15 protein-coding genes are annotated in these 16,192 nt (G+C 61.8%); 8 read left to right on the top strand and 7 right to left on the bottom strand.

Annotation, left to right across the window (positions count from 1 at the left end; translation table 11 throughout):
- Positions 1-74 precede the first annotated feature (74 nt).
- The gene (locus V7660_RS00275) at positions 75-2,537 is read left to right on the top strand and encodes a DNA translocase FtsK (protein ID WP_335601111.1); all 2,463 of its coding nucleotides are present in this window, start codon (positions 75-77) and stop codon (positions 2,535-2,537) included.
- A 69-nt stretch (positions 2,538-2,606) separates the two neighbouring features.
- Here the strand turns inward: V7660_RS00275 and treF are convergent, their stop codons facing one another.
- Genes treF through V7660_RS00260 form a run of 3 tightly spaced genes read right to left on the bottom strand, consistent with a single transcriptional unit; the run spans position 2,607 to position 6,972 of the window.
- Positions 2,607-4,280, bottom strand: a complete 1,674-nt coding sequence (gene treF, locus V7660_RS00270) for an alpha,alpha-trehalase TreF (protein ID WP_335601110.1) — start codon at positions 4,278-4,280, stop codon at positions 2,607-2,609.
- A 4-nt stretch (positions 4,281-4,284) separates the two neighbouring features.
- A complete protein-coding gene (locus V7660_RS00265; RefSeq protein WP_335601109.1) occupies positions 4,285-5,301 on the bottom strand; it encodes an aldo/keto reductase in 1,017 nt (338 codons plus the stop codon).
- Positions 5,302-5,361: 60 nt separating this feature from the next.
- On the bottom strand, positions 5,362-6,972 hold the full coding sequence (locus tag V7660_RS00260; RefSeq protein ID WP_335601108.1) for a tetratricopeptide repeat-containing sulfotransferase family protein: 1,611 nt from the start codon (positions 6,970-6,972) through the stop codon (positions 5,362-5,364).
- Between the two features lie 162 nt (positions 6,973-7,134).
- Here V7660_RS00260 and V7660_RS00255 point away from each other — a divergent pair, with 162 nt between their 5' ends.
- On the top strand, positions 7,135-9,642 hold the full coding sequence (locus V7660_RS00255; protein ID WP_335601107.1) for a TonB-dependent receptor: 2,508 nt from the start codon (positions 7,135-7,137) through the stop codon (positions 9,640-9,642).
- A gap of 81 nt (positions 9,643-9,723) precedes the next feature.
- Here the strand turns inward: V7660_RS00255 and V7660_RS00250 are convergent, their stop codons facing one another.
- A complete protein-coding gene (locus V7660_RS00250; RefSeq protein ID WP_335601106.1) occupies positions 9,724-10,233 on the bottom strand; it encodes a prolyl-tRNA synthetase associated domain-containing protein in 510 nt (169 codons plus the stop codon).
- 58 nt (positions 10,234-10,291) lie between these two features.
- Between V7660_RS00250 and V7660_RS00245 the strand changes: the two genes are divergently transcribed.
- Positions 10,292-11,029, top strand: a complete 738-nt coding sequence (locus tag V7660_RS00245) for a DUF6065 family protein (RefSeq protein WP_335601105.1) — start codon at positions 10,292-10,294, stop codon at positions 11,027-11,029.
- Positions 11,030-11,138: 109 nt separating this feature from the next.
- Here V7660_RS00245 and hisE read toward each other — a convergent pair whose 3' ends face one another.
- Positions 11,139-11,486: a phosphoribosyl-ATP diphosphatase gene (gene hisE / locus V7660_RS00240; protein ID WP_335601104.1), complete on the bottom strand. Its 348-nt coding sequence runs from the start codon at positions 11,484-11,486 to the stop codon at positions 11,139-11,141.
- A 109-nt stretch (positions 11,487-11,595) separates the two neighbouring features.
- Here hisE and V7660_RS00235 point away from each other — a divergent pair, with 109 nt between their 5' ends.
- Positions 11,596-12,411, top strand: a complete 816-nt coding sequence (locus V7660_RS00235; protein WP_335601103.1) for a crotonase/enoyl-CoA hydratase family protein — start codon at positions 11,596-11,598, stop codon at positions 12,409-12,411.
- Here the strand turns inward: V7660_RS00235 and V7660_RS00230 are convergent.
- On the bottom strand, positions 12,408-12,824 hold the full coding sequence (locus tag V7660_RS00230) for a GFA family protein (protein WP_335601102.1): 417 nt from the start codon (positions 12,822-12,824) through the stop codon (positions 12,408-12,410). The two genes, V7660_RS00235 and V7660_RS00230, sit on opposite strands and share 4 nt — an antisense overlap.
- 84 nt (positions 12,825-12,908) lie before the next feature.
- Positions 12,909-13,670, bottom strand: coding sequence for an imidazole glycerol phosphate synthase subunit HisF (gene hisF, locus V7660_RS00225; protein ID WP_335601101.1), 762 nt, complete (start codon positions 13,668-13,670; stop codon positions 12,909-12,911).
- A gap of 147 nt (positions 13,671-13,817) precedes the next feature.
- Between hisF and V7660_RS00220 the strand changes: the two genes are divergently transcribed.
- The 4 genes from V7660_RS00220 (at position 13,818) to V7660_RS00205 (ending at position 15,594) form a co-directional block, all read left to right on the top strand.
- Positions 13,818-14,030 carry a hypothetical protein gene (locus tag V7660_RS00220; RefSeq protein WP_335601100.1) on the top strand — a complete coding sequence of 71 codons (213 nt, stop codon included), beginning with the start codon at positions 13,818-13,820 and terminating at the stop codon, positions 14,028-14,030.
- A 163-nt stretch (positions 14,031-14,193) separates the two neighbouring features.
- The gene (locus tag V7660_RS00215; RefSeq protein WP_335601099.1) at positions 14,194-14,394 is read left to right on the top strand and encodes a hypothetical protein; all 201 of its coding nucleotides are present in this window, start codon (positions 14,194-14,196) and stop codon (positions 14,392-14,394) included.
- Between the two features lie 72 nt (positions 14,395-14,466).
- Entirely contained in the window at positions 14,467-14,655 is a 189-nt protein-coding gene (locus V7660_RS00210; RefSeq protein WP_335601098.1) for a hypothetical protein, read from the top strand.
- 180 nt (positions 14,656-14,835) lie between these two features.
- Positions 14,836-15,594 carry a GGDEF domain-containing protein gene (locus V7660_RS00205; RefSeq protein WP_335601097.1) on the top strand — a complete coding sequence of 253 codons (759 nt, stop codon included), beginning with the start codon at positions 14,836-14,838 and terminating at the stop codon, positions 15,592-15,594.
- The last annotated feature ends 598 nt before the right edge of the window (positions 15,595-16,192 follow it).

Below are 16,192 nucleotides of genomic sequence, written 5' to 3'. Positions count from 1 at the left end.
CGGCGTTTGCCGCGCGTTAAGCGTGTTGGGGCAAAGTGTGGGCTCCCGCGACACAAGTGGAGCTGCCCCACCTCATGACAGATTATGTTTATACCGAAGACGATATCCCGAGCGTCAGCGACCCGGTCTGGCGGATCCTGACAGGGGCAGCGGCTTTCGGAATAGGCGTCTTTATATGTGGCAGCGTCGGCTCCTACATGCCGAGCGATCCCAGCTGGAATGCGGCGACCGATGCAGAAGTGCAGAATCTGTTCAGCGGTCCCGGCGCCATCTTCGCGGATTTGTCGCGCCAGATGCTTGGCTGGTCGGCCTGGGCAGCCGGTTTGGCCATGATGATTGGTGGGGCCATGCGCACAGTCCTGATCGGTGTACCGCGCGTGCGCCGCTGGATGATGGGGCTCGCCTTTGTGCCCCTCTCGACCGCGTTCTTTGCGGCCTGGCCCGTGCCGGAAAGCTGGCCGCTGTCTGCGGGTCTTGGGGGCGTCGTGGGGGACGCGCTCTTCTATTATGCGTCCATGCCGTTCCGCGCGCTGCTCCTGCCGTCGCCGAACGCATGGGCCGGCGTCGTTCTGGGTATGGCGTCCGCATGGGCGGCACTTTCTGCGCTCGGCTTCCGTCGCCGCGATGCACACCTCCTCCACCAGGCCGCGACCAAGTCCGGACGCCACGCAGCTCGCCAGGCCACCGGCATCGGAGGCTTCCTGTTTGGCGTCATCTCGCACTTCAAGCCGGGACCGCGCGACCTTGAGGACGAGGAACTGGACGCCGGCCGTGACATGGGCCGCGCCCGTGTCATCAAGGGCGATGACGAATATGTCGACGCCGACTCCTATGATGTCGAGTATGATGACGAAGACGAACTCTATGACGCGGAAGACGAAACCGCGCTCGACGCCGACATCTATGATGACGAGGATGACGGCATTGAGCCGATCCAGACGCGCCGCCTGTCGGTCCCCGTCTCCAAGCCGAAATTGCCAAGCCAGCCCCGCGTGACCAAATCGGACCGCCGTCGCAAGTCGACGCGCCTGCCATCCATCGACCTGCTTCAGATGCCTGAAGAGCGCGGCGACACGGTGGACGAGGACGCGCTGCTCGAAAAGGCCGCGCGCCTGACCGACGTCCTGAAAGAATTCGGTGTACGCGGTCGTATCAAGGAAGTGCGCCCCGGCCCGGTCATCACCCTGTTCGAAATGGAACCGGCACCGGGCGTCAAATCTTCCCGCGTGATCTCCCTGGCCGATGATATTGCCCGCTCGATGAGCGCCATCTCGGCACGTGTCGCAGTTGTGCCCGGCAAGAACGCGATCGGTATCGAGCTGCCGAACGAAGACCGCGATACGGTTTACCTCCGTACCCTGCTGCAGGCCGAAGCCTATGCCAGCACCCGCGCCAGCTTGCCGATGGCGCTCGGCGAGGACATTGGCGGCGTCCCGACCGTGGTCGATCTTGCCAAGATGCCTCACCTGCTGATCGCCGGTACGACGGGCTCCGGTAAGTCTGTCGGCGTGAACGCGATGATCCTGTCGCTGCTCTATCGCCACTCGCCGGAACAGTGCCGCTTCATCATGATCGACCCGAAAATGCTCGAACTGTCGATCTATGAAGGTATCCCGCACCTGCTGGCGCCGGTTGTGACCGATCCGAAGAAGGCGGTGAACGCCCTGCAGTGGACGGTGCGCGAAATGGAAGGCCGTTACGAGCTGATGTCCAAGGCGGGCGTGCGGAACCTTGCCGGCTTCAATGACAAGGCTGCGAAGTACCGCGCCAATGGCGACGAATTGGTCCGCAAGGTCCAGACGGGCTTTGATGAGCGCGGCAAGCCGATTTACGAAACCGAAGCTCTGCCAACGGATCACATCCCGAACATCGTCGTCGTGATCGACGAGATGGCCGATCTCATGATGGTGGCCGGCAAGGAAATCGAAGGCTGTGTCCAGCGCCTTGCCCAGATGGCCCGTGCGGCAGGCATTCATTTGATTACCGCAACCCAGCGTCCGTCCGTAGACGTTATTACGGGTACGATCAAGGCGAACTTCCCGACACGGATTTCCTACATGGTGACGACGAAGATCGACTCCCGGACGATCCTGGGCGAACAAGGCGCCGAACAGTTGCTCGGCATGGGCGACTTGCTCTATCAGGCGCCCGGCAAGAAATCCCAGCGCCTGCATGGCCCCTTCGTCTCCGATGAAGAAGTTGGCACAGTGGTTGACTGGCTGAAGGAACAGGGCGAGCCGGACTATGTCATGGACGTTCTCGAAGCGCCGGAAGATGGCTCAACCGGATCGGCCGTCATGGACGCGATGCTCGGCACCAGCACGGGCGACGAAGATGATGATCTCTACGCCCAGGCGCTCGCCATTGTCGTGCGGGACCAGCGTGCTTCGACCTCCTATCTCCAGCGCCGCCTAAAAATCGGCTACAACAAGGCTGCCGGCGTAATCGACCGACTGGAAGAAGAAGGTGCCATCTCAGCGCCGAACCATGCCGGCAAGCGCGAAGTCCTGGCCAGCGCGCGGCCCAGCCCGGAATAGATCCCACAAGCTTTGGTGGGAACAAAGGAAGAGCCTCCATCCGACACAGAAGCGGGTGGGGGCTCGACTCTATGGTGATGTGCAGATTGTGGATGGCACGGTCGCTCCGTAGGCCGATAGATCCGGATACAGTTCGAGCAGAGCGACCGTAACGCCATTGGTCCAGCCAAATCCGTCCTGCAACGGATATTCTCCGCCCCCGCCCGGCTTAACTTCTGTTGCATCATATTTCTCGACCAGCTTGCCTGTCTCGCAATAGGTGCGGGACACGGTGGCGAGCCAGCGCGCGGCAATCTCTTCGGCAAGCGCGTCGTTCCCGTAGTCCCGAAAGCCGTTTACCGCGATCCATTGTAGCGGTGCCCATCCATTCGGCGCATCCCATTGCTCGCCGGTCTCAAGCGGCGTCGAAAGCAATCCGCCTGGCGCGAGCAAGTGTGTCAGGGTGAACTCTGCGGTACGCTCGGCCTGGTCCTCTGTCGCCACGCCGAAGAAGAGCGGATAGAGGCTCGCAGCAGAAACACGTCCCGTGCTCTGGCCGGCTTCCAGGTCATAATCATTGAACACGCCGAGCGTTTCGTCCCAGAGGAAGGTATTCATCGCGCGCTTGCGGGCTTGGGCGCGGGCAGAGAAGTCGTCCACACATATGACGTCAGCGATCTCCGCGCAGCCTGCTTCGATGGCGCGCTCCATCCCGTACAGCAAGGCATTGAGATCCACCGGCACGATCCATGTGGTCCGGATGGTCGACAAATCCTCGGGGTCTGCCAGCCAGCGTGAGGAGAAGTCCCAGCCACTTTCGGCGCCGGCGCGCAGTTCCCGGTAGATCTCCGCTGGCTCGCGCCCGCTTCGCGCTGCCGTGGTGAAATCCTGAATATAGGACTCGTCGCGCGGCACATTCCGGGCATCCCAATAGCGGTTGAGGACACTGCCATCCTCCAGAACCACCGCGCGGTCCCCCTGCATCCAATATTCATATTCAGATTGCAGCTCCGGCAGGTATTCCACCCAGCTTTGCGCTGGATCGTCCGGAGTCAGCAGGCCGACCATCGCGAAGAAGAAGGGCGGTTGGGACCGGCTGAGATAATAGGTCCGGTTCGCATTCGGCACATGCCCGACCTCGCGGATGAGCGAGGCGAAATTCTCCACCATGCTGCGCTTGATCGCTTCATGCTCCGGCCCGAGCCCGGTCATCGTGAAATAGGAATCCCAGTAATAGACTTCGCGGAACCGTCCGCCCGGCACAATATAGGGTTCCGGCAGCGGGATCAGCGACCCCTGCCCGCTTGCCGCATCAGCCTGCCGTGTCAAATGGGGCCAGAGCGCCTCGATATGCTCGCTCAGCGACAGGCCGTCTGGAACAATCGGGTCAGGGGCCGCCTCCGGCGTGCTGTCCGGCAGGTCGAAATAGGTCTCCACGAAGGCCGAGAGTTCCGCCTGTGTCGCCGGGCGTTTGCGCTCGAAGGCGGCATTGATCATGTCGGTGGGCGCTTTCGGCTCGGCGTCGACCCAATCCTTCGGATCAACCAGCCCGCTGAGCGCAATACGCTGGAACAGGTCCGGATAGCGTTCAGAGGGCGGCGCGAGACGGGCCTGGCCCGCCTCTTCGGAGACATCCTGCGCGACTGGCGCCTCATCAACGACAGGCGCCGAGTGACACCCCGCAACCAGCGCCAGCGAGAGGCCCGCCATGGCCAGCCAGCCCCTCAGGATTACCGCCGTCGAACGTCCAGCCCTATGTCTCATCGCCTCACCCCATTGGATACATCACATCGTGTCCGACCGCGTCGCACGCTTTCATTACGTCTGAAGACAATTCGAGATCCGCCGCCGCAAGAATATCGGCCAGCTGGTCGAATTTCGACACGCCGACAATCGTTGAGGCGACGAAATCATGCTGCTTCGACCAGGCGGTGGCGAGCGTCACGGGCGACATGCCGGCCTCTTTGGCGATGTCCATGTAGCGCCTCGTCGCTTCGAGCGATTTTTCGTTCACGAATCGGTGCGCCATTGCGGCCTGACGCCCGCCCATGTCGAGATAGTGCGAGAACCGCGCACCTTCCGGCCGGGCATTGTCCTGATATTTGCCCGACAGCACCCCACCCGCCAGCGGCGAATACGGGATCAGGCTGACGCCTTCGCGGCGGCACACTTTCGCCAGCGCATCCTCAAAACGGCGATTGTTCAGGCTGAAATTGTTCTGGATGGTGTGATAGCGCACGGCGCCGAGCCGATTGGACGCCTCGATGCTTTTCATCAGGCCCCACGCATCTTCATTGCTGCACCCGACGACGCGGACTTTGCCTTCGCGGACCAAATCGTCCAGAGTTTCCATCGTCTCGTCGAAGTCCGTCCCGTGATCCGGCCAATGGGTCTGGTAGAGGTCGACATAGTCGGTCTGCAGCCGGGTCAGGCTGGCATCGATGGCGCGGCGGATATTGTGCCGGTCCAGCGCCGTCATCTCGCCGCGCTGGGATCCCTTGATCCAGCCATGTGACGGCCCGCAAACCTTGGTCGCCACGATGAGGCGGTCGCGATCCTTGGTCTTCATCCACCGGCCGAAGATTTCCTCGGTGCGTCCGGCCCATTCGAGCTTTGGTGGCACGGGATAATTTTCGGCAGTGTCGTAGAAATTGATCCCCGCCTCGAAACTGGCATCGAGAATCCTGTGGGCTTCGGCTTCATCGGTTTGCGCGCCGAAGGTCATCGTGCCCATGCAGATGTCGGACACGTAAATGGCGCTCTTGCCCAGGCGGCGGTGTTTCATGGCGGTCTCCCTTTTGCGAGGACAAGTCTAGTGCCTCTGGCCGGAATGGCCAGCGATGCCTTAGGGACCGCTTCGTTCAACGGAATTGATGCAGCCATTTGCTTCCAGGATATCGAGCGCCGGAGCCAGGTCCGCCTCATAGCGTTTCCACCGGGCCAGCGCGCGCGTGTAGAGCGGTTCGCGCACTTGCGCCGAACTGGCCGTGGCGACCGGCGCGGCATTCTGGTGAAAGTCCAGGCATTGTACCTCGAAGGGCAGGCCGCAGAAATCGAGCAGCCGTCGTGTCTGGCCCTCAATGTCGCCAACGACATCCTCATAATGGACTTGCGTGAACCGGTCGGCGGGGAGCGATGCGCTGAAGTGCCGGACCATGCGGTCGAAACCGACATAATAGTGGGCCGTGGTCTCGAGATTCAGCGCGTAGTCATAATAGGGAAAGCGCGTCGCAAACAATTGCCGGTAATTGCTCAGCACCGTGTCGGCAGGGTGGCGCCGCAGGCAGATGATCCGCGCTTCGGGCAGGGCCGCCAGGATGATCGGCGCATAGATCGCATTCAGCGGTAGCTTGTCGATGAATCGTCCGCTGAGGCCCAGCGTCGCCTCGACGCGCTGCATGTACATCCGGCCGAGTTCCGGCATGTCCACCTGCGCGGCGGACTGCAAGGTCTCGACATCAAGCACATAGTTCGACCGTGTGCCCGCAAGCTGTTTCAGGCTGATCCCGAAATCGGCGAGTTCGCCGGCAGACGTCACCTCGCTGTGGCTCGACAGGATGCGGTCGACCAGCGTGGTCCCGGTGCGCGGCATCCCGACGATGAAGATCGGACGGGCCCCGGCATGACCGCCAGCTGTCGGCAAGGCTGTTGTCTTCTCTGCGGCGGCAAAGATGGCGTCATCAAATGCCGCATCATGCTTCACCTCAGCCCATTTCGCCGCCTTCGCCTTGGCGAGCCATGCCATCGCCTCGGCAGGATGGTTCAGATCCTCATGCGCCTTGGCCAGGGCATGACCGATCCGCAGGGCATCATCGGCATTGTCGGCGACAGACGGAAATACCGTTTCCAGCTCCGCAATCTGGTTGTCGGTTTCGGTCTGTTTCGTGATCTGCACGATCGCGGCCAGCGCGCGCGTGTCTGACGGATCGAGTTCCAGGCATCTGCGATAGGCCGTGCGGGCCTCGTCCATCTGACCGGCAAACTGCAGCGCTGCGCCGAAATTATACTGGTAGGCGGAAATGTCCGGGGCGGTCGCCGTGGCGCGGCGATAGAAATCGAGGGACCGATCATGCAGGCCTGCGCGGCTGTAGACAACGCCCAGCGTGTCGAGAGTGAACGCATCTTCGGGCGCAAGCGCTGTAGCGGCGTCCGCAGACCGGACGGCGGCGTCACGGCGAAGCAGGGCCATCTCATTGCGGGCCTTTTGGGCTAACACATCCGGACGGTGTGGGCCGAGCGTCAGGGCACGGTCGAACAGGTCGATCGCCTTGGCGTGATTAGCATGGTCTGCCGTCAGAACACCCAGCAGGTAGAATGCGCGCGCCTCAGCGGGATCGCGCTGCAGCGCTTCCATGCAAGCCGCATGGGCCTTCTGGTATTCCTTCCGGGACAGGAACTCAGCTGCCTGATCAAGAAGCGCACGATTTGGCGAAGATGCCCAATTTTTAGTCAGCACCTGCTCCTTTATTCCCGAACTGCCCCAAAGAGGCGCATGTCTGTGCCAAAAATACTACGCCGGAGGCATAAACTTGCGACCATGTGGACCGGCCGCTTGTACCAAATTCTTCCCTGCCTCCTAATGCTGGAGGTGAGGTAGGAACTACAGGAGTTTCTACAAATGTCTAAATCTAGTCTATTGCGGCAAACCAGCCTTGCCGTGCTCGCGACCGGGGTTGCGTTGGGCGCTGCTGCCCAGGAAGACGCTGCCAGCGACAGCGAATTGCGCGCCCAGACCATCACTGTGACGGCCACTCGCCGCGCCGAAAGTGTCCAGGATATTCCGCTCAACATCGCCGCTGTCGGCGGTGAGCAGATCGAGGAGCAGGGCTTCGACGAACTGTCCGACATGCTGTCCTACATACCGGGAATCAATGTCGTTGATCGCGGCGGTCGCCAGGGCAACCCGCTAATCGTCCGTGGCCTGAATGCTGACGGTCTCGGCTCAGGCGATGGCAACAATGATGGCGGCGGAACGGTGGCCACCTATATCGGCGAGATTCCGGTCTTCGTGGACCTGAAGCTCAACGACATGCAGCGTGTTGAGGTCCTGCTCGGGCCCCAGGGCACGCTGTATGGCGCCGGAACGCTGGGCGGCGCGATCCGCTACATTCCGAACAAGCCCGACTTTGACGGCGACCTTCTGGAAGTGCGCTCGGAATTTTCGAAATATTCCGAAGCCGGCTCCCTCAGCTATGAGACGGGCCTGACCTTCAACAAGACCTTTGCGCCGAACTTCGCCATCCGTGGCTCCGTCGATTACGAAGACGATTCCGGCTTCATCGACTATCCCTATATCGTACAGGAAATCGGCGTCTCCGATCCGGATCCGGACTTTACTGACCCGTCTGACGTGGCCGCGAATCTGCGCGGCGTGACCGATGCCAATGGCGAGCGCACGCTTTCCGGTCGCCTCGCCGCGCGTTGGGAGCCGACCGACTGGCTGGACGGTACGGCGACGTATTACTATCAGAAGTCCGAAATCGACGGCCGTCAGGGCTCCAGCTGGCGCAGCACGCTGCAGACCGGCAAGTATGAACTTGCCAAGCGTGTGGAAGAGCCGAACGAGATCACCAACCAGTTGCTCGCGCTTGAACTGACAGCCGATCTCGGCTTTGCGGAGCTGACGTCTGCCACCGGCTATTCCCGGTTTGACGACAATGGCCAGCGCGACCAGACCGACCTCCTGATCTCGCTCGAATACAGCTATGAGCTGTTTCCGACCTTCACCTCCTTCACGCATGAGAAGGGCCGCGAGAACACATTCAACCAGGAAGTTCGTCTTGTTTCGACCACCGACAGCCGGTTCAACTGGATCGTCGGCGCGTTCTACAACAATTCCGACGTGACCTCCTATTCCCAGGAATACACGCCGGGCTATGCGGACTATGTCGGCTTCGACCGCCCGGACGATCTGGAATATTATTCCCAGTTCTATTCCAAACTTGAAGAAGCTGCGCTGTTCGGTGAAGTCGGCTTCGACATCACCCACAGATGGACCGTCACGGTTGGCGGCCGCTATTATGAATATGATCTGGAATCCTTCAGTGACGTGGACTTCCCGCTGTTTGACGCCTTCCCGGACTATCTCCAGCCGGTCGGCATCAGCGATATGGAAGACAGTCTGAAGGCTGACTTTGCTGCGGGTAGCCCGAACGGTACCGAGCGGACAAGCCAGTCGGATGACGGAACATTGTTCAAGTTCAATACATCTTATCAGGTCACCGATGATGTGCTGGGCTATTTCACGGTCAGCGAAGGCTACCGGATTGGTAACTCGAACGGTATCGGCGTCTGCCCGGACTATGACCCGACTGACAATCAGCAGGGCGCCTGCGCGCTCCTGCCCGGCCAGCAATTCGGTCCAGGAACGGGCGATTTCTCCACCCGGGACGAGAGCCAGTTTGGGCCGGATACGACGACCAATTACGAGCTTGGCTTCAAATCAACGCTCATGGATGGCCGTGTCACCCTGAACGGTGCGGTGTACTACATTGAATGGACCGATCCGCAGCTCAGCTCTGCCACGATCAACGCCTCCATCCCGATCACGGTGAATGCGGAAGGTGCTGAATCCAAGGGCTTTGAAGTCAATGGCGCATGGGCCGTAAGCGAGAACCTCTCCGTACGCGGCAGCTACAGCCATTCCGAGGCGTCGCTGACCGCAGATGCTCCCGGCCTCGTTGGCACCATCTCGCCTCCGGGCTTCGGCACAGTCCTGCTTGATGGCCGCGATGGCGACCGCCTGCCCGGCTCACCGGAAGACCAGTTCGCGCTCTTCGGCACTTATGTCATGCCTATGGAGAATGGCGCAGAGCTGGCCTTCAATGCCGGCTACACCTGGCAGGGCGATGTGCTCAGCCGCACAGGTGGCCTCGGCGATGGCCTGACGCTCGATTCCTTCGGGCTGGCGAATGTCTCGGCCGTGTATGATACCGGCGAATGGCAGGCGACCTTCTTCGTCAACAACCTCTTTGACGAGTTCTACGAGACCGGCGTCGTCGGCACGAACCTCTACAATCAGGTGCTGACGGATGATGATGGGGGTCCTGTCTACCAGCGGACCTATTACACCCATGTCGGCGCGCCGCGCTCGATCGGGGTCCGGTTCAAATACACGTTTGAATAGTCAGCTTCCTGACTATTCCACAGATCAATCCCCGGGGTCGCCTGTCATGGGCGGCCCCACCCTTTTTCAGGCTTGGCTTTTTCAGGCCTCATCCAGCAAAACGGTAAAGTCCACCACTTCAAACCCATGCCCCGTCGCACGGGCGAAGCGCTCCAGATCGTCCCGCGCAATCGCTGTTGTCCCGGTATTGGTCAGCGGGTGGAAATTGACCGGATCGTGCGCCATCAGCGCGGCATCGACCAGGAATCGCACGCGCCCTTCCCGGTCATTCATCAGGGCAAACGCCGTCACCGATCCCGGTGTGACGCCCAGCAATTCTTCCATCAATTCCGCCGGGCCAAAGGACAGCCGCCGCGTGCCGATCAGCCGGTGCAGCCGGTTAAGCTTCAGCTCGGAATGCGCCTCCGCCGCGATCAGGATGATGGCGCCATCCTTGTCCCTCAGGAATAAATTCTTGGTATGCCCGCCCGGCATCGAGGCTTTCAGCTCCCGACCTTCCTCCACGGTGAACACGGCATCGTGCCATTGCGTGGTATGGGCGATGCCCAATTCATCCAGATAGGCAAAGAGATCATCAGGGGTTGCGGTCATGGCGCTCTTTGGGCCAAGACTTTAGCTTCCCGTCAAGCACTGCCCTGGACACCGCTTCATGCATCTCGATTGCTACAAGATCTACGACGTCGCGCCACAAATGGTGCCCGCGCGCTCCAACCGAGACTGGATGGACGCCTTCACAGATCGCCATCCCTATCGTTGCCTGCCGCTGACCATGGCCAATTCCACCGGCTGGGAATTGCTCTGCCCGATGGACATCAAGATCAAATGGAATGGCGGCACGCGCAATGAAGACATTCAGATCCTGACGCGCGGCGATCCGAACGCAATCTCCAGCTTTGCGGATGCGCATTTCATGCGCGGCATCGTCACCTTCCATACCGGCCATCTGTTCCGCACGCCGCCCGGCTGGGGCGTCTGGGTCACGGGCCCGCCAAACTGGCCAAAGGATGGCATCTATCCGCTGACGGGCCTGGTCGAGACCGATTGGCTGCCCTTCCCCTTCACGATGAACTGGCAGATGACGCGCCCCGGCGAAGTGATTTTCGAAAAGGACGAGCCCTTCGCCTTCATCACGCTGATGGAACACAAGAAGCTCGAAGAGGTCCAGCCGGAGCGCAAATTGCTGCGTTCGAACGAGGATCTGGTGAAGGAGTACAATGCCTGGACCGAAAGCCGGTCAGACTTCAACAAGCGCCTCAAGACGGGCGAAGAAAACGCCATGAAGGAACGCTGGCAGCGCCACTATATGCGCGGCGAGAAACCCACCGGCGACAAGGCCGACACCCACCAGACCAAACGCCGCCTGAAAGCCCCGAAAGAGGTGTCCTAAGGCGTTGTTTACCAAACATCCTTCGACTTCGCTCAGGATGAGTCCAGTAAGGATCGTAGTTTAGAAGCGCTCATGCTGAGCGAAGTCGAAGCACAAGCGCGGGCTTGGTCTAGCCCGCCCGCCCTGCCTTCTCGTCAATTCCGCTGATGCCTTGTCGCTTTTCCAGCGCAGCCGCCACATCATCCAGACTTACGCCCCGTGAGCGCAACGCGACAAAGGCGTGATACAGCACATCGGCCGCTTCGCTGGCGACATGCGCATCGCTTTCGTGGCGCACGGCTTCGGCCAGTTCCTGCCCCTCTTCATGCACTTTCTCCGCGCAGGCTTCCGGCCCCTTGGCCAGCAGTTTTGCGGTCCACGAGGTGGAGGCGTCACCCTCTTTCGCGCGCGTGTCGATGGTGTCGCCAAGATGTGCCAAAGCCGCAGCAAGGCGGTCAGGAGAGCCGAGATCTGTCATGGCGATGGCTTAGCGCACTTACGCGACGTGAGGAAGCGCGGGCGCTTGACGCGGGGGCCCGTGCGCGCACTTTAATCCCAGGAAACGCCATCAGATCAGGAAGAGAGTCATGAAAGACCGGGTCTCCATTACCATGCTGGACGACGGCATTGCCGACGTTCGCTTCATCCGCACCGACAAGATGAACGCCCTCGACCCTGCCATGTTCGACGGGATCAATGAGGCCATCGCCCAGTTGAAGGAGACCAAAGGCCTGCGCGCCGTGGTAGTCTCCGGCGAGGGCCGCGCCTTCTGCGCCGGGCTGGATCTCTCCAGCCTCGGCAGCGATTCCGGCAGCGACGAGTCCAAGAGCGTCACCGGCAGCAAGAACAACTTGTCTGACCGGACCCACGGCATTGCCAATCGCGCGCAATATGTCGCCTGGGGCTGGCGGGAGATACCGGCGCCGGTCATCGCGGCGGCGCATGGCGTCGCCTTTGGCGGCGGCTTCCAGATCCTGTCGGGCGCGGACATTCGCTTCGTCCACCCGGACACGCGCTGCGCCATCATGGAACTGAAATGGGGCCTCGTGCCCGACATGGCCGGCTTCCCGCTCTGGCGCGGCAATGTCCGCGACGACGTGCTACGTGAACTGACCTACACCAACCGCATTTTCAATGGCACCGAGGCGCAGGAAATGGGCTTTGCCACCCATGTCTCTGACAATCCGCTGGATGACGCGATGGCACTTGCGAAACAGATCGCCCTGAAGAATCCGGACGCGATCAAGGCTTCCAAGCGAATCTTCAATTCCATGCAGGATTCGACCGACGCCGAATTACTGATGGCGGAATCGGTCGAGCAGGACAAGATCATCCGCACACCGAACCAGATGGAAGCGGTGTTTGCCGAAATGCAGAAGCGCAAGCCCGCTTTTACGGACTAGGCATCCTCGCCATTTGCCGGGCTGAATGCGGCGAAGGCTTCTTCGCCCGTCAGCTTCGGCGTGTCATTGGCCAATTCGTAGAAATCCGGCTTCTCATCGATGAAGATTTGCTGCGACAGCTTTGTCAGCTTCGCATCCTGGAACAGGCCGGCTGACAGGGCGAAATGGTCGTGGAACTTCAGATGGTAGTAGAGATGACTGCCGCAGATCTTGCAGAAGGCCCGCTCGGCCCAGTCCGATGACTGGTATTCCGCGATGTTGTCTTCGCCCTCGATTTCCAGCTTGCCGTCATGGTCCAGCGTGAACAGTGGCCCGCCGCCCCAGCGCCGGCACGTCGCGCAATGACAGGCCGCAACCTCGCTGATGTCCGGCACGGTGATGGTGACCGCGCCGCAAAGACAATGACCCTTCATGACTGTCTCCCTCCTGCTTGTGTGTAAGCGGTCAGACTACTCCAATGCGGGCGCAGCTCAATTGAAGGCTTTGTGACGTTTCGGTCAGAGGGGGCGGACGGGTGCTCCGGCCTGGGCCAGGTCGGCGCGCGCCTCGGCAATCGTCGCCTCTCCGAAATGGAAGATCGAGGCGGCCAGCACCGCCGTTGCCCCGCCTTCGATCACGGCCGGGGCGAGATCTTCGACCTTGCCTGCGCCGCCACTGGCGATGACGGGAATGTTCACCGCGCCGGTGATCGCCTTCAGCAGGGGCAGATCATAGCCTGATTTCGTGCCGTCCCGGTCCATGCTGGTCAGAAGGATTTCTCCCGCCCCGCGCGCCTCGGCCTCCTTGGCAAAGGCCACCGCGTCGATGCCGGTCTCTTTCCGGCCGCCATGCGTGAAGATTTGCCAATGGTCGCCCACGGCCCGCGCATCAATCGCCACGACGACGGCTTGCGACCCGGCCTTTGCCGCGCATCGCGCGATCACGCCGGGGTCAGCCACGGCGGCGGAATTGATCGCTACCTTGTCGGCGCCAGCCCTCAGAAGCGCCACAAGGTCTTCCGCGCTGCGCACCCCGCCGCCCACGGTCAGCGGCATGAAGCATTGCTCTGCCGTTGCCGAGACAATGTCCATCAGCGTGCCCCGGCCCTCATGCGTGGCGGAAATGTCGAGAAAGCACAGCTCGTCCGCCCCCTGCGCATCATAGGCTTTCGCCAGCGCCACCGGGTCGCCCGCGTCTTTCAGGTCCACGAAATTGACGCCCTTGACGGTACGCCCGTCCTTCACGTCAAGGCAGGGGATGATGCGGGTCTTCAGGCTCATGCCCCGCCTTTAGCGCCCGGCGCCGGCAAAGGAAAGCGCCTTGCAGGTCTGTAACGGAACAGGGGGCAGGGGCCATGCATTGATTAGGTGAATGCGACGGCGATGGTGCCGCGCATCATGACAACGCGAACCACAGGAGACACGACTATGAAACGTCGCAACCAGTTAATGATCGCTGCCGGTATCCTGAGCGCAGCAGGTGCCGCCTTTGCCGGCCAGAAATACGGCCGCAAATTCCTCCGCCAGCACCGCCAGGACGCAGACGAAACATCTGCGCAGAACGGTGCCGACACGTCCGGCCAGTTCCGCCAACACAAGGGCGTCTCCAGCCCGTATGGCGACCCGGTCACCGCGCACTGACCCGCCAGGCCGACCGATGAAACAGGGGCCGCAGCTGATGCGGCCCTTTTTCGTGCGCGCTATCCTGACAAGGGTTTCACTCAAGCCGCCGCGTCCAATGTGCTATACTTCCTTCATGGCGGGCCCACGCCCGCCCTCGCATCACCAGCAAGGGAGACACGACATGAATCTCTGGAAAACCATGCGCCGCGCCGCCGATGCGGCTGCGACACGTCCTGAAGAAATTTTTCTCCGGCAGGGCCTGCGCCATGCGCGCCTCGGCGACAGCGAGCTTGACCGCGCGCCAGATGCGCCGACCCCGTCGGATATCGCCCACGCCCTGCGCACCCGGCGGATGATGCCGCCCGTCCTGGGCCGCCGCTAACGGCGTTCACGGGAACCGGCAGGCCCGGACGCGCATTGATTGGGGGACCCCCATCCCGACAGGAGCCCTTTGATGAAACTCTGGAAACAACTCGCCATCGCCGCCGGAACCGCTGCCCTCACCACGGCGGTCGGTTATGTCGCCAAACGCAGCGTGCTGACCTTTCTCGGGCGCGGCACCCATAATGGCCCGCGCCTGATACCGGCCGTGGCCGAACACGTCACCAGCGTCGCCAACCAGCCCCGCCGCATGCGCCGCTGATCCCCGGCACACCCGGAAGCCTCCCGGCCGGCCCCGCACAGGGCCGGCTTTTTCATGTTCCGCGCCCTTCCAGCCTTACCAGACCCTTAACCGGGCCGGCCGATTTGGCCCTGCGCGCTGACGGGGGATTTAACCACATCATGTCATAGGGATGCCGTGAGGGGGACGGAGCCATTGCGGATGTCTGAACGAAATGTAGCCTGGGCCGTGCGCGTCGGAGCGTCGGTGACCATGCTGGTCCTGCTCAGCGTCGTGACGCCGGTCTATCTCTGGATCCATGCTTATGGCGAGATTGATGGCACGGCAGCCATGACCTTCGCCATTGCCCTGCCGCTGACCATCACGCCCACGCTCAGCGTCATCATGCTGCGCACCCGGCTCAAGGTTTACCGTCTCGCCGAAGAGAATTTCCGCATTGCCCATATGGACGAGCTGACCGGCCTGCCCAATCGCCGCGCCTTTTTCGAAGGTGCCCGCCAGCTCCAGGCCCGCGCCGATTTCACCCATCGCCTGTTCTTCTGCGCCATTGCCGATGTGGATGATTTCAAGCGGGTGAACGATACGCGTGGCCATGATGTCGGCGACCATGTCCTGCGCGAGATTGCGGCTCTGCTCAACGCGCGCGCGCCGGACGACTGCATTGTCGCGCGCCTTGGTGGCGAGGAATTCGCGCTGGCCGGCATCTTTGCCTCAGAGGCCGAGGCGAGCGAGGCGTTTGACCGTCTCGTGGCGCAGCTCGCGACCACATCGGTCCCGATTGAAGGCGGGCGCCTGTCGGTCACGATCAGCCTCGGCTATTGCCGGGGCCACCGGATGAACGAGATTTCCACCCTCCTGTCGCGCGCCGACCGGGCCCTCTACGTCGCCAAGAATTTCGGCAAGAACCGCGTCATGGGCTTCGAAGCCGCCGTCGCCAAATCCGAAGCCGACGCCGCCTGACCCCTCCTGTCATCCCGGAATTTGCGCAAGCAAATATCCGGGACCGAGTCCCCCCCTCTCCCGGCCTCTCCGGCGCATGCCGGAGTCTCGCGCGGCTGGCGCCGCATAGTTTCTGCAAGAGACCCCGGCATCCGCCGGGGATACGGTTTGTGGGAGAGCGTGCCGGCAGCTCCCTAGCCTGCGCCCGTGCTTCGACGTCGCTCAGCATGAGCGCTTCGTTGGCGCCTCACAAAACGGACTCATCCTGAGCGAAGTCGAAGGATGACAGGCCGCTTCCCGTCCCCTCCAATCCGTCTGATAGCCTCTCACCCCATACTATATGCCTGCCCTCACAGGAGCCGGATCAGGTACCGTTCTGGTTGTGGGGGGCAGGGTCAGGAGGGTGCGGGTGGGAGAGACGGTCTCGCTTGCGCCTAGGCAGGTCAGGCCAGGGTAGGCTTGCGAAGGCAAGTTGGGAAACCGCCTCGTCCGGTCGCACGGGAATTGAACCTCCCCGGATGGGCCATGCGTGGGAAAGCACGATGGATCCGTTCGCGCGGCGCCGGTAACGAAGACCCGGGACCATGGGCCCCCTTGAGGGTGCTCGCCGAAATTCCTG

Origin of the sequence: Hyphomonas sp. (assembly GCF_036964145.1) — a bacterium.
Classification (GTDB): Bacteria; Pseudomonadota; Alphaproteobacteria; order Caulobacterales; family Hyphomonadaceae; genus Hyphomonas.
This window is presented reverse-complemented; position numbering and strand designations above follow the sequence as displayed.